Raw genomic sequence first — 12,204 nt, 5'->3', positions numbered from 1 at the left:
TGTAGCCGCCTGCGAAATGTTGCAGACGCAATCAAATAATCATGCAGCAGTTAAATGTGATCCCGCCGACTGGTGCGCATTTAAGCGCTATATCGGCAATATTTCAAGTAAGAATAACAATCCGTATTTTCGCGAGCGATTCGCCACGCCGTTAGCGCTCAGGGCGGCCCCGCGGCCCGCGTCTTTAGGATCGCTGAAAAGCGCGGATCGAAGGTCCGGCTGATCGGCTCGGCCGCGGCACCGATCGCAACCGCCCACGGGTCCGTGAAACCCAGTTGCAGCCGCGGCGCGCTGCGTTGCCGCCGCTCGGCGATCGACGGCAGCAGCGGGTGGAGAGCGTCCATGAGAAGGCGAGCGAGCCCGGATGGCATGCCGCCGCATAGAATGATCATCTGCGGATCGAAAACCGTTTCGAGCAACTGGATCGTCGCCCGCAATTCGAACGCCGCCTCTGCGATCCAGGCAGCTACGCGACGATCCTTCAAGTGAGCGACGGCGTCGATGCGGCCGTAGAGATCGCCATCGGCGGGATCGATCTCGAGAATCTTGCACAGAGAGGCGATCGATATCCGGTGCTCCAGCGGTGCCCTCCCGTCGTCGGCGCCGCCACGCGGCCTGCTCAAAATCATGCCGATCTCGCCGGCATTGCCATGCGCGCCACGATAGAGTTCGCCATTGAGGATCAGTCCCGCTCCAAGACCGTAACCGAGATAGACGCAGAGGGCGTGGTCGACTCCATGGGCAGCGCCGACCATCTTTTCCGCGGTCGCGGCCGCCGCCGCGTCGTTCTGGAGGCGCACGTCGAGACCAGTCCCGGCCGCGAGCCTTTCAAGCAAGGGAAAGCTCTGCCAGGCAGCCATCATCCAGGGATCGTCGGCGTCGGCGTCGACGCCGAACGGGCCCGGCATCGCCACACCCAGACCCACCAGACGGTCCCTGGATTGCGGTGCCATGGCCGAAAGTTCCTGCCGTGTTTCGTCGATCAGGGTGAGTATGGCCTCGACACCCGTCTCAGGACCGCCGGCCGGCAGGATCACCTCGTTGCGGGCGAGGACTGTGCCGATCAGGTCGACGGCGACCGTGCGCGTCACGTGCCGGTCGATCTGAAGGCCGATGGCAAAGGCGCCTTCCGGTACCAGCCGATAGGGCGTCGATGGCTGTCCCCGCCCCTTGCGCACCGCGGCAAGCGACGCCACGAGCCCGTCGTTCTCGAGCTCCTCGATGATGTTGGAAACGGCCTGCTTGGTGAGTGCGGTCGCACGCGCCAGATCGGCCCGGGACAGATGCCCGTTCAGCCGCAGAGCGTCGATCATGACACGGCGGTTGTGTGCGCTCGCGCCCTCCTGATTGGTGCCGCTCTTGGCCCGGATCGGGCGGATCTCGTTCATGAACAAACCCTCTTGACACATCTGGACTATTGAACAAGAAATAAGTCAAGACAATTGACTTAATAAGAGGTCGAAGAACCTCGGGGGAACGAAAGCGGCCCGAAAATGCCCGCGAACGCTCCGGTTTGATTTGTCGAAGGCGGCCGCGAGAAGCGGCGGAATTCCTGTTCGGCGCGCGCCAGGCGCGCCGCGAAGACTGCAACGGTCAGCTACTGGAGGCGACAATGTTGAAATCCACCCGCAACGCTTTGATCGGCGCGACGCTCATCGGGGCCGGCTTCACCGGTCATGCTCAGGCTGAAACGACGCTGAATGCGCTGTTCATGGCGCAGGCCGCCTATAGCGAGGCCGATGTCCGCGCTATGACGGATGCTTTCGCCAAGGCCAACCCGGACATCAAGGTCAATCTCGAATTCGTTCCCTATGAGGGACTGCACGACAAGACGGTGCTCGCCCAGGGTTCCGGCGGCGGCTATGACGTCGTCCTCTTCGACGTGATCTGGCCTGCCGAATACGCGGCCAACAACGTTCTCCTAGACGTGACCGACCGCGTCACGGACGAGATGAACAAAGGCGTCCTGCCGGGAGCATGGACGACCGTGGAATATGACGGCAAACGTTACGGAATGCCGTGGATCCTCGACACGAAGTATCTCTTCTACAACAAGGAAATCCTTGAGAAAGCCGGTATCAAGCAACCGCCGAAGACCTGGGAGGAACTTGCCGAGCAGGCCAAGGCGATCAAGGACAAGGGGTTGCTCGAAAGCCCGATCGCCTGGAGCTGGTCTCAGGCGGAAGCGGCGATCTGCGACTACACGACGCTGGTCAGCGCCTATGGCGGCAAATTCCTCGACGGCGGCAAGCCGGCCTTCACGACCGGCGGCGGGCTCGATGCGCTGAACTACATGGTGACGAGCTACACGTCGGGGCTCACCAACCCGAACTCGAAGGAATTCCTCGAAGAGGATGTACGGAAGGTTTTCCAGAACGGCGAAGCCGCCTTCGCGCTCAACTGGACCTACATGTACAATCTCGCCAACGATCCCAAGGAGAGCAAGGTGGCCGGCAAGGTCGGCGTCGTTCCGGCTCCGGGCGCTGCCGGCAAGAGCGAGGTTTCGGCCGTCAACGGCTCCATGGGGCTCGGCATCACCGCGACCAGCAAGCACCCTGAAGAGGCCTGGAAATATATCGTCCATATGACCTCGCAGGAGACGCAGAACGCCTATGCCAAGCTGAGCCTCCCGATCTGGGCCTCTTCCTATGAGGACCCGAATGTGACGAAGGGCCAGGAGGAGCTGATCGCCGCCGCCAAGCGTGGACTTGCCGCCATGTATCCGCGCCCGACGACGCCGAAATATCAGGAGCTTTCGACCGCCCTGCAGCAGGCGATCCAGGAAGCACTGCTCGGCCAGTCTTCTGCGGAAGATGCCTTGAAGAGTGCCGCCGAGAATAGCGGTCTCTAAGACGGGTCGGGTCCGTACCGGACGGGCTCACCGTCCGGCACTGCGTCCCCGCGCTTGGTCGGTGCGGCGCGTTCCCTCCCTCATCCCTGTGCTTGTCACAGGGATCCAGCAGCGCCGCGTCTGCGGCGCGGAAGGGAGCTTTCCAGCCCAAGGACTTGGGCTGGCTGGTTTCCTGTGACAGGCACAGGAATGAGGATCCTTGAGTGAGTATTGCCGGCCGCTACCGAAGAAGAGGTTTCCATTCATGACCGGCACCTGGATTTCGACCCGCGCGTGGCTTCTGATGTTGCCGCTCCTCGTGGTGATGACCGCCGTCATCGGCTGGCCGCTGGTCGACACCGTTCGGCTCTCCTTCACCGATGCGAAGCTCGTCGGCACCGAGGGCGGTTTCGTGGGAACGGCCAACTACATCAAGATGCTGGGCGGATCGAATTTTCAGAGGGCACTTGTCACCACGACCTGGTTCGCAGTCATTTCGGTTGCCGCCGAAATGGTGCTCGGGGTCCTTGCCGCGCTCCTTCTCAACCAGCAATTCCGCGGGCGAGCGGCGCTTCGTGCATTGATGATCCTGCCGTGGGCGCTGCCGACGGTGGTCAACGCGACGCTCTGGCGCCTCATCTACAATCCGGAATACGGCGCGCTCAATGCCGCGCTGACGCAGCTTGGCCTCCTTGACAGCTATCGCTCCTGGCTCGGCGAGCCGGGAACGGCGCTTGCCGCGCTGATCGTCGCGGATTGCTGGAAGAACTTCCCGCTGGTGGCGCTGATCGCACTCGCCGCGCTCCAGGCCGTGCCGCGCGACATCACTGCTGCATCGCTCGTCGATGGGGCCGGTCCGTTCAACCGTTTCCGCTTCGTCATTATGCCCTATCTCGCCGGCCCGCTGCTGGTGGCGCTGGTACTGCGTACCATCGAAGCATTCAAGGTCTTCGACATCATCTGGGTGATGACGCGCGGCGGACCGGCGAACAGCACGCGCACGCTCTCGATCCTCGTCTATCAGGAAGCGTTTTCCTTCCAGCGAGCTGGTTCCGGCGCGTCGCTGGCACTCATCGTCACCCTGCTCGTGACAATTCTTGCCGCCGCATACGCGGCGCTCCTCCGAAAGGCCGCCGGAGCTTCGTGATGGAACGCCAAAGCCCCCTCTTCTCCGTCTTCATCCATGCGAGTGCCCTGCTTCTCGCCGTCGTCATCCTCGCGCCTGTCGCCTGGCTGTTGATCATGAGCATTTCGCCTGCCGCGGACCTCAGTGCCAAGCCGCTTGCCTGGTGGCCGAGCGACATCGACCTCTCGCGGTACCGGACCCTTTTGTCGGCTATCGAGAACAGTGCCGGTGCGGCCTTCATCGCCTCGCTCCTGAACAGCATCAAAGTCGCCGGAATGGCGACGCTTGCCGCTGTGGTGGTCGCCGTTCCGGCCGCCTGGGCCGTGTCGCGCACGCCGGCCGTCGCCTGGTCGCTCTACGCGGTAATCGCCACCTATATGCTGCCGCCTGTCGCCCTGGCCGTGCCACTCTATATGGGTCTTGCCTATTTCGGCCTGCTCAATTCCGTCTTCGGCCTGGCGCTCGTCTATCTCACCATTCTCGCCCCTTTCACGACCTGGCTCCTGAAATCGGGCTTCGATTCGATACCGCGGGAGATCGAGAGCGCGGCGATGATCGACGGCGCGCGGCTGGACCAGATCCTGAGGATACTGACGCTGCCGCTTGCCGCCCCTGTCATGGCAACCTCGGCGCTCTTCGCCTTCCTGCTCGCCTGGGACGAATTCTTCTACGCGCTGCTCTTCACCTCCGACCAGCGCGCCAAGACCCTCACGGTCGCCATCGCCGACCTCGCCGGCGGCCGTGTTTCCGACTACGGACTGATCGCAACCGCCGGGGTCCTTGCCGCCCTGCCCCCGGTGCTGATCGGCCTTATCATGCAGAGAGCCCTGATTTCCGGGCTCACCAGCGGCGGCGTCAAGGGATGACCATGAGCATATCGAAGGACCGCCCGGCGGGGCTCATTGCAATCGACCGGGAGATGGCGCGCCAGCATGCCGACGCGATCGCTTCCTACGAGGGAGCGACGGCCACGGCGCAGCGGATCGCCGCATCGCTGAAGTCGACGGGCCGGCTTCTGCTTCTCGGCATGGGCGGCTCGCACGCCGTCGGCCGCGCCGTCGAACCGCTCTATCGCGCCCTTGGCATCGAGGCGGTCGCCGTGCCGCTTTCCGAACAACTCGGTGAGCCGCTTTCGATCGAAGGCAAGACCATCCTCGTCACTTCGCAATCAGGCGAAAGCGCGGAAGTGCTGCGCTGGTTCCGCGAAACGGACGGCGGTACAAGCGAGACATTCGGGCTGACGCTCGAGGAAGACGCATTCCTGGCCAAGGCCGTGCCTTCGCTCGTCGGATCAGGCGGGAGGGAGCGGGCATTTGCGGCCACGCGCAGCCTGACGGTCACCTTTGCGCTGCACCTGGCGGTCCTCGCCGCCCTCGGCGCCGACTCGGCCGACGCACTTCGCGCCCTCAGGGATCCCGAAGCGCCGGTAATCGATGGGGCACTTGCAGCTCTCGCCGATGTCGGCGCGATCGTCACCTCCGGCCGCAAACTGCAGGGTCTCGCCGAAGCGATCGCCCTTGGGCTTACGGAACTCTCCCGTCTTCCCTGCTTTTCGCTAGAGGGCGGGCAGTTGCGCCACGGCCCAATGGAAATGCTGGGGGCTTCTGTCGGCGTCGTCCTGTTCCGCGCCGCCGATCCGACCGCCAAGCTCGTCGGAGCCATGGCAACCTCCGCAGCCGAAGCCCGCTCGCCGGTTATCGTCTTCGACGCATCGGACGAGCCTGCGGCCGCGGGTGCCACGACGATCCGCTTCAAGCCGGCGGCGGGCATGGCCGCGATCCTCGCTATGCTTCCGGTCGCGCAATCCCTGATGATCGCCTTTGCCGACGCCCGCGTCGAAAACGCCGGCACGCCGGTGCGATCCACCAAGGTCACCCGGAGCGAATGACGATGCGTCCGCTCGCAGCCATCGGCAACGTCAACGTCGATCTCATACTCGGCCCGGCCGAACCCTGGCCGAAACCCGGCACCGAGGCCATCGTCGACCATGACGAACTGCGCGTCGGCGGCTGCGCCGGCAACAACGCTCTTGCCTGGGATTCGCTCGGCGTGGACTATGTGATTGCCGCCAATGTTGGCAACGATCAGTTCGGCACCTGGCTGAAGGAGGCTTTCGGGGAGCGTTCCCGTAACTGGCCGGTGGAAGCGGCCGGCACGACGCTTTCGGTGGGCATCACCCACCCGGATGGCGAACGCACCTTCTTCACCACGCGCGGCCATCTGCCGCTGTTCAGCTTCCCGGAAGTGCACTCGATGCTCGACGGCAACCGACTTCGAGGCGGCTATGCGCTGCTTTCCGGTTCCTTCCTGACCGATGCCCTTACCCTTGCCTATGACGCGCTTTTCGACTGGGCGGACGCCTACGAGATCGCCGTGGCACTCGACACCGGGTGGCCGCTCGATGGCTGGACGGAGACCAACAGGCTCAGGACGCTCGGCTGGCTGAAACGCTGTCATTGCGCCCTTTTCAACGAGGTAGAGACGACCACGCTGACGGGTCTGTCCGATCCGGCAGAAGCCGCGCTGAGTCTGAAGGACGAAATGCCTGCCGATGCCATCGTCGTCGTCAAGCGCGGGCCCCATGGAGCGCTCGCCATCGATCGGGACGGCGGAACTTTTTCCGTGCCGGCGCCGCAGGTTCAGGTCGTCGACACGATCGGTGCAGGCGACGTCTTCAATGCGGGCTTCCTGGCGGCACTCGCCGCCGAAATGCCGCTCGAAGCCTGCCTCAAGACCGGGGTCATGATCGCCTCGGAGGCGATCTCCACCCTTCCGCGCCGCTACGGCAAGCCCCTTTCGGCCTTCCTCGAGGAATCCAGGCGATGAGCGCTCTCGAAATCCGCAACGTCCACAAGCGCTACGGCGAAGTGGAAACGCTGAAGGGAATCGACATCGCGCTCGAAGGCGGCGAGTTCCTCGTGCTGCTCGGTTCTTCCGGCTGCGGCAAGTCCACGCTGCTCAACATCATTGCCGGGCTTGCCGAACCGAGCAGCGGCGACATCCTGATCGGCGAGCGTTCGGTCCTGGGGGTCCATCCCAAGGACCGCGACATCGCGATGGTGTTTCAGTCCTATGCGCTCTATCCGAACCTGAGCGTCGCCCGAAACATCGGCTTCGGCCTCGAAATGCGCCGGGTGTCGCCGGCGGAGCGCGACAAGGCGGTGCGCGATACCGCAAGGCTGCTGCAGATCGAGAACCTGCTCGACCGGAAGCCGAGCCAGCTTTCCGGCGGCCAGCGTCAGCGCGTCGCGATCGGCAGGGCCCTGGTGCGCAACCCCCAGGTGTTCCTCTTCGACGAGCCGCTGTCGAACCTCGACGCCAAGCTCCGGATGGAAATGCGCACCGAACTCAAACGCCTGCACCAGATGCTGAGAACGACGGTCGTCTATGTGACCCATGACCAGATCGAGGCGATGACGCTCGCAAGCCGCATCGCCGTGATGCGCGACGGCCGCATCGAGCAGCTCGCCACGCCGGAAGAGGTCTACGATCGCCCCGCGACGCTCTATGTCGCCGGCTTCGTCGGCTCGCCGCCGATGAACATTCTCGATGCCGAGATGACCGCAAGCGGCCTGAAGCTCGAGGGCTGCGAGGAGGTGCTTCCCCTGCCGGCAGCCTTCAACGGGGCCGCCTCGGCGGGACGGCGCGTGAAGGTCGGCATTCGGCCGGAGGCATTGCGGCTCGCAGCCGGGTCAGAGGGCCAGCGATTGACTGCGCATGTCGAGGTGGTGGAACTCACAGGGCCGGAACTCGTGACCACGGCCACGGTCGGCAGCCAGCGCATCACTGCCTGCCTGCCGCCGCGCACGGCAGTTGGAATGGGATCGGCTCAAGCCTTCACCTTCGACGAGACGGCCCTGCATCTGTTCGATCCGGAAAGCGGCCGCTCGCTTAGAATGGAATAGAGAGAAGGACGATCTACCACCACCAGAAGCGGAGGCGCCTGTCACCGGCCGGCAGCCGCCCGTGCCGAAGCCTTCCGGTCGCTGCGATAGCCAAGCTTCTCGGAAAGCTCGCCAGCTCCCTCGATCAGCACGCGAAGATAGGCGTCTCGATTGCGCAGACCGTCCTCTTTCGGGGCAACGAGGCAGAGCGTCGCGATGCAGATCGCTTCGGCGTCGTAGACCGGCACGGCGAAGCAATGGGTGAAGCTGTCGACGATGCTGTTGAAGGTGAAATAGCCTTCCTTCTTGGCATTGCGGACCTGGGCGATGAATTCGGAGGGCTCGAGACGCGTGCCATCCGGCAGGACGAAATCCTCCTGCGGTATGAATGCCAGTATTTCCTCGTCGCTCATGTGATCGACGAGGAGACGGCCGGACGCGGTCCACGGAATGGCGACGGGCTCGCCGATATTGGTGGAGATGCGGAACGGACGGCTCCCCTCGTTCATCAGAACGACGGCATATTTGTTGCCTTCGAGCTGGCACATCTGCGCCGTCTCGCGCGTCTCCTCGGCGATGCGCGCCAGAAGATGCTCGCTTTCGCGCATCAGGTCGAACTGTTCGGCATAGGCCGCGCCGAGGAAATAGAGCTTGCGCCCGAGAAAGACGCGGCCGTCATCGCCGCGATATTCGATGATCCCCTGGCGGACGAGCAGGTTGACGAGCTCATAGATCGACGACCGCGGCGCGCCGATCCCTTGCGCGATTTCGTTGGGGCGCAAGGGTTGACGCTGCAAACGCAGGAAATCGAGGATCTCGAAGGCCCGGTCGAGACCCCTTGCCCTGCGATTGATCGTGTCTTCCGCCTCCGCCACCGCGCCCTCCTTGCCGCTTCCGTTCCGGTCCTTGAGAATTGACCTCATTTAGCCTTGTAGGCGACGCAGTCAACTTCGACCTTGCAGTCGACCATCATGCGTGACTGGACGCAGGCGCGGGCCGGCGGGTTGGCGCCGAAATACTCCGCATAGACGCCGTTGAAGGTCCAGAAGTCACGCGGGTCGTCGAGCCAGACGCCGACACGCACCACATCTTCGAGCCCATAGCCGGCTTCGTGCAGGATTGCGATCATGTTCTCGATCGCCTTGCGGCTTTCCGCGACGATCCCGCCGCCGACGATCTCGCCCGCCTCCATGGCGACCTGACCGGAAAGATAGAGCCACCCGTTCGCCTCCACGGCGCGTGCAAATGGAAGGTGCTGCTTGCCCGCACCGGTTTCGCCCGTTCCATAACGCTTGATCGTCACGCTTCACTCCACTTCTTCTTCAAATTCATTGGTTGCTCAGTTGAACGTCGAGGTCTTCAGAAACTCCGCCAGGCGTTCGGTCCTCGGTTTCAGGAACATCTCGCGCGGATCCCCCTCCTCGCCGATGCGCCCCTGGTTCATGAAGATCACCCGGGACGAGACCTCGTAGGCGAAGCGCATCTCGTGGGTGACGATCAGCATGCTCATCCCATCCTCGGCGAGCCCCTTGATGACCTGCAGTACCTCGTTGACGAGCTCCGGATCGAGCGCCGAAGTGACCTCGTCAAAGAGCATGAGCTTCGGATTCATGGCGATGGCACGGGCGATCGCCACGCGTTGCTGCTGGCCGCCGGAAAGCTGCCCCGGATAATGATCTTTGCGCGAGAGCAGGCCGACCCGATCGAGCCATTTCTCGGCAAGCACCATCGCCTCGTCGCGGCTCATCTTTTTCACCTTGACGAGCCCGAGCATGACATTGGCGGCGGCGGTCATGTGCGGAAACAGGTTGAACTGCTGGAAGGCCATGCCGGTCAGCGCGCGCTGGCGGGCGATCTCCCGCTCAGGCTTGCGCCGGCGAGCGCCTCCTGCAGTCTCGTAGCCGATCTCCTGGCCGTCGATGGCGATCGTGCCGCCCTGAAACTCCTCCAGCATGTTGATGCAGCGAAGCATCGTCGTCTTGCCGGAGCCGCTGGAGCCGATGATGCTGATCACCTCCCCCTGGCGCATCGAGCAATCGACCCCCTTCAGCACCTCGACCGTGCCGTAGCGTTTGTGAAGATCGCGGATTTCGAGAAGATTGGTCATCGGATTGCGAAGCCTCACGATGGAACGGCGGTCTTGCGCTCGACGTAACGGCCGAAGCGCTCGATGCCGTAATTGATGACGAAATAGAGAAAGCCCGCGAAGAAATAGAATTCGAGGCTCATGAAGGTGCGGGAGATCACCTCCTGCGTCCGCAGCAGCAACTCGCTCACGCCGATGATCGAAAGTAGCGTCGATGCCTTGACCATCTCGGCCGCAGTGTTGACCCAGGCAGGAAGTGCCTGCCGCAACGCCTGCGGGCCGAGCACATAGGTGAAGGTTTGCGCGAAGGTCAAACCGATCGCCTTGGCGGCTTCGGTCTGTCCCTTGGGGATCGATTGCAGCGCGCCGCGCACCAGTTCGCCTACATGCGAGCTGCAGAAGACGGCAAGCGCCAGAACACCGGCCTGGAACGGCCCGAGATCGATGCCGATTGTGCTCAGGACGTAGTAGCTCGCGAGCACCAGGACGAGCACCGGCGTGCCGCGGATAAAATCGGTGTAACCGCGCACGATCCACCTGACGGGACGAAATCCGTAGACGAGCGCCAGACCGACGAAAACGCCCAGCACGGTGCCGAGGACGATCGAGAGAAGCGATATCGAGACGGAGACGCCGAGCCCCTTTAGGAGCGGAATGCGGGCAAGCCAGAGCTGATCGAGAAAAGAGAAATCCATGACGGTCACCTCGGCACTGCAAGACGCCGCTCGGCGGCGCGCATCAGCGCGGCCAGCAGCGAACAGGTTGCGACATAGAGGCAGCTCGCAACGATCCAGGTCTCGATGACGCGGAAGGTCTCGACGTTGATCTTGCGTGCCTCGAAGGTGAGTTCCGGAACGGCGATCGCGGCGGCGAGCGAGGTATCCTTGAAAAGCGAGATCATCGTACTGCCGAGCGACGGCAGGACGCTGCGCAGCATCAGCGGAATGATGATCGACGTGCGGATCTGCATCTCCGTAAGCCCGATCGCGAGCCCCGCCTCCCGCTGTCCCGGCGGTATGGCGATGAGACCGCCGCGAAACACTTCGGCAAGATAGGCCCCCGAATACATTGCAAGCGTCGCCACGAAGCTCTCGATCTTGCCGAGCCGGACCCCGAGCTCTGGGAGCGCGAAATAGCTGAAGAGGACGAGGACAAGGACCGGCGTGTTGCGGATCACGGTGACGTAGAGCCCGGCAGGCTTGCGCAGCAACGCCCTCCTGGAAACGAGCCCAAAAGCCGTGATCAGCCCGATCACGCAACCGGCGAGGATCGCGACAAATGCCAGGCCGAGGCTGAGCGCCAGGCCTTCGAGAAGTAGGTCGAACGAGCGCCACACAGCCGCGAAGTTCAAGGAATATGTCATGGAAGCAGCCGTTTCATGGTACAGGCAGCTCCGCCAACAGGCGGAGCCGCCATTGGCAGGGCTCACTTGTACTCGATGGGGAAACCGATCTGCGGCGGGGTGAGGTCCTTGCCGAACCAGGTCTTGAACGACTTGGCATAGAAATCGAATTCGACACCGGTCATGGCTTCGTGCAGCGCCGTGTTGACGAAGTTCAGCCAGTCCTGATCACCGCGCCGGACGCCGCAAGCATAGGTCTGCGGATTCCAGCCATAGCCTGCGTCCTTGTAGCGCCCGGAGTTCTGGGTCATGTACCAGGCGAGCGAGGACTGGTCGGTGGCGGCGGCATCGGCGCGTCCGGATTCGAGCGCCTGATAGATCAGGTCGACGGATTCGTACTGGTCGACCGTCGCCTCCGGCAAGGCCGCATGGACCATGTCCTCGGCATAGACGTTCTGCAGCACGGAAATCTTTACCGACGAGCCGGCAGCTTTCAGCCCGTCATAATCGGCATACTTGCCGTCCGCCTTCAGCATTAGGCCGACGCCTTCACGGTAATAGGGAATTGTGAAGGCGATCTGCTGAGCGCGTTCCCCGGTAACCGTCATGAATTGGCAGGTGATATCCACCTTGCCGGTGGTGATGTTCGGAATACGGGCATCGGACGACTGGTTGACGAACTCGATCTTCTCCGGATCGCCGAACAGCGCCTTTGCGATGATACGGCCCATGTCGACGTCGAAACCCTGGAGCTTGTCTTCGGCGCTCTTGAAGTGCCACGGCGCGTTTGTGCTGCCGGTACCGAGTATCAGATGGCCGCGGCTCAGAACTTCGTCGAGCTTGCTCGATGCCTGTTGCGCTTGCGCCGGCATTGCCGCCAGCACGGCGGCGACGAAGCTCGCGGCGACCGTGAATTTGCTGATCATCGAAAGATCT

The 12,204-nt window shown here is 63.2% G+C and carries 13 protein-coding genes; 6 read left to right on the top strand and 7 right to left on the bottom strand.

Translation table 11 applies throughout. The annotated features are described in order from the left end of the window. Positions 1-158: 158 nt before the first annotated feature. The gene (locus tag JOH52_RS26155; RefSeq protein WP_017272303.1) at positions 159-1,388 is read right to left on the bottom strand and encodes an ROK family transcriptional regulator; all 1,230 of its coding nucleotides are present in this window, start codon (positions 1,386-1,388) and stop codon (positions 159-161) included. 224 nt (positions 1,389-1,612) lie between these two features. Between JOH52_RS26155 and JOH52_RS26150 the strand changes: the two genes are divergently transcribed. From JOH52_RS26150 to JOH52_RS26125, 6 genes are all read left to right on the top strand, one after another. Then, complete coding sequence (locus JOH52_RS26150; protein ID WP_003536038.1) at positions 1,613-2,851, top strand: extracellular solute-binding protein; 1,239 nt, start codon at positions 1,613-1,615, stop codon at positions 2,849-2,851. A gap of 244 nt (positions 2,852-3,095) precedes the next feature. Further along, a complete protein-coding gene (locus JOH52_RS26145) occupies positions 3,096-3,977 on the top strand; it encodes a carbohydrate ABC transporter permease (protein WP_015008353.1) in 882 nt (293 codons plus the stop codon). Then, positions 3,977-4,822, top strand: coding sequence for a carbohydrate ABC transporter permease (locus JOH52_RS26140; RefSeq protein WP_015243141.1), 846 nt, complete (start codon positions 3,977-3,979; stop codon positions 4,820-4,822). The genes JOH52_RS26145 and JOH52_RS26140 overlap by 1 nt, the downstream gene beginning before the upstream one ends. Next, positions 4,819-5,844: an SIS domain-containing protein gene (locus JOH52_RS26135; protein WP_017272305.1), complete on the top strand. Its 1,026-nt coding sequence runs from the start codon at positions 4,819-4,821 to the stop codon at positions 5,842-5,844. Before JOH52_RS26140 ends, JOH52_RS26135 begins: the two co-directional genes overlap by 4 nt. Next, positions 5,841-6,782, top strand: a complete 942-nt coding sequence (locus JOH52_RS26130) for a PfkB family carbohydrate kinase (RefSeq protein WP_017272306.1) — start codon at positions 5,841-5,843, stop codon at positions 6,780-6,782. Before JOH52_RS26135 ends, JOH52_RS26130 begins: the two co-directional genes overlap by 4 nt. Next, complete coding sequence (locus tag JOH52_RS26125; protein ID WP_088195183.1) at positions 6,779-7,861, top strand: ABC transporter ATP-binding protein; 1,083 nt, start codon at positions 6,779-6,781, stop codon at positions 7,859-7,861. Before JOH52_RS26130 ends, JOH52_RS26125 begins: the two co-directional genes overlap by 4 nt. A 41-nt stretch (positions 7,862-7,902) precedes the next feature. On the opposite strand, the gene JOH52_RS26120 is transcribed toward JOH52_RS26125, so the two are convergent. The 6 genes from JOH52_RS26120 to JOH52_RS26095 form a co-directional block, all read right to left on the bottom strand. Beyond that, positions 7,903-8,763, bottom strand: a complete 861-nt coding sequence (locus tag JOH52_RS26120; RefSeq protein ID WP_017272308.1) for an IclR family transcriptional regulator — start codon at positions 8,761-8,763, stop codon at positions 7,903-7,905. Beyond that, complete coding sequence (locus JOH52_RS26115) at positions 8,760-9,143, bottom strand: RidA family protein (RefSeq protein ID WP_017272309.1); 384 nt, start codon at positions 9,141-9,143, stop codon at positions 8,760-8,762. Before JOH52_RS26115 ends, JOH52_RS26120 begins: the two co-directional genes overlap by 4 nt. 36 nt (positions 9,144-9,179) lie before the next feature. After that, positions 9,180-9,947: an amino acid ABC transporter ATP-binding protein gene (locus tag JOH52_RS26110; RefSeq protein WP_020479536.1), complete on the bottom strand. Its 768-nt coding sequence runs from the start codon at positions 9,945-9,947 to the stop codon at positions 9,180-9,182. A gap of 14 nt (positions 9,948-9,961) precedes the next feature. Then, positions 9,962-10,621: an amino acid ABC transporter permease gene (locus JOH52_RS26105; RefSeq protein WP_017272311.1), complete on the bottom strand. Its 660-nt coding sequence runs from the start codon at positions 10,619-10,621 to the stop codon at positions 9,962-9,964. Between the two features lie 5 nt (positions 10,622-10,626). Continuing rightward, positions 10,627-11,289, bottom strand: a complete 663-nt coding sequence (locus JOH52_RS26100) for an amino acid ABC transporter permease (protein ID WP_017272312.1) — start codon at positions 11,287-11,289, stop codon at positions 10,627-10,629. A 62-nt stretch (positions 11,290-11,351) separates the two neighbouring features. Further along, positions 11,352-12,194, bottom strand: coding sequence for a transporter substrate-binding domain-containing protein (locus tag JOH52_RS26095; protein WP_017272313.1), 843 nt, complete (start codon positions 12,192-12,194; stop codon positions 11,352-11,354). Positions 12,195-12,204: the final 10 nt, after the last annotated feature.

It is taken from the genome of Sinorhizobium meliloti (genome assembly GCF_017876815.1).
GTDB classification, from domain to species: domain Bacteria; phylum Pseudomonadota; class Alphaproteobacteria; order Rhizobiales; family Rhizobiaceae; genus Sinorhizobium; species Sinorhizobium meliloti.
This window is presented reverse-complemented; position numbering and strand designations above follow the sequence as displayed.

What these genes read in the sequence shown, in the direction of transcription:
- JOH52_RS26105 (WP_017272311.1), bottom strand. Translation starts at nt 10,621, where the DNA reads ATGGATTTCTCTTTTCTCGATCAGCTCTGGCTTGCCCGCATTCCGCTC.
- JOH52_RS26135 (WP_017272305.1), top strand. Translation starts at nt 4,819, where the DNA reads ATGACCATGAGCATATCGAAGGACCGCCCGGCGGGGCTCATTGCAATC.
- JOH52_RS26100 (WP_017272312.1), bottom strand. Translation starts at nt 11,289, where the DNA reads ATGACATATTCCTTGAACTTCGCGGCTGTGTGGCGCTCGTTCGACCTA.
- JOH52_RS26145 (WP_015008353.1), top strand. Translation starts at nt 3,096, where the DNA reads ATGACCGGCACCTGGATTTCGACCCGCGCGTGGCTTCTGATGTTGCCG.
- JOH52_RS26095 (WP_017272313.1), bottom strand. Translation starts at nt 12,194, where the DNA reads ATGATCAGCAAATTCACGGTCGCCGCGAGCTTCGTCGCCGCCGTGCTG.
- JOH52_RS26125 (WP_088195183.1), top strand. Translation starts at nt 6,779, where the DNA reads ATGAGCGCTCTCGAAATCCGCAACGTCCACAAGCGCTACGGCGAAGTG.
- JOH52_RS26110 (WP_020479536.1), bottom strand. Translation starts at nt 9,947, where the DNA reads ATGACCAATCTTCTCGAAATCCGCGATCTTCACAAACGCTACGGCACG.
- JOH52_RS26130 (WP_017272306.1), top strand. Translation starts at nt 5,841, where the DNA reads ATGACGATGCGTCCGCTCGCAGCCATCGGCAACGTCAACGTCGATCTC.
- JOH52_RS26155 (WP_017272303.1), bottom strand. Translation starts at nt 1,388, where the DNA reads ATGAACGAGATCCGCCCGATCCGGGCCAAGAGCGGCACCAATCAGGAG.
- JOH52_RS26150 (WP_003536038.1), top strand. Translation starts at nt 1,613, where the DNA reads ATGTTGAAATCCACCCGCAACGCTTTGATCGGCGCGACGCTCATCGGG.
- JOH52_RS26120 (WP_017272308.1), bottom strand. Translation starts at nt 8,763, where the DNA reads ATGAGGTCAATTCTCAAGGACCGGAACGGAAGCGGCAAGGAGGGCGCG.
- JOH52_RS26140 (WP_015243141.1), top strand. Translation starts at nt 3,977, where the DNA reads ATGGAACGCCAAAGCCCCCTCTTCTCCGTCTTCATCCATGCGAGTGCC.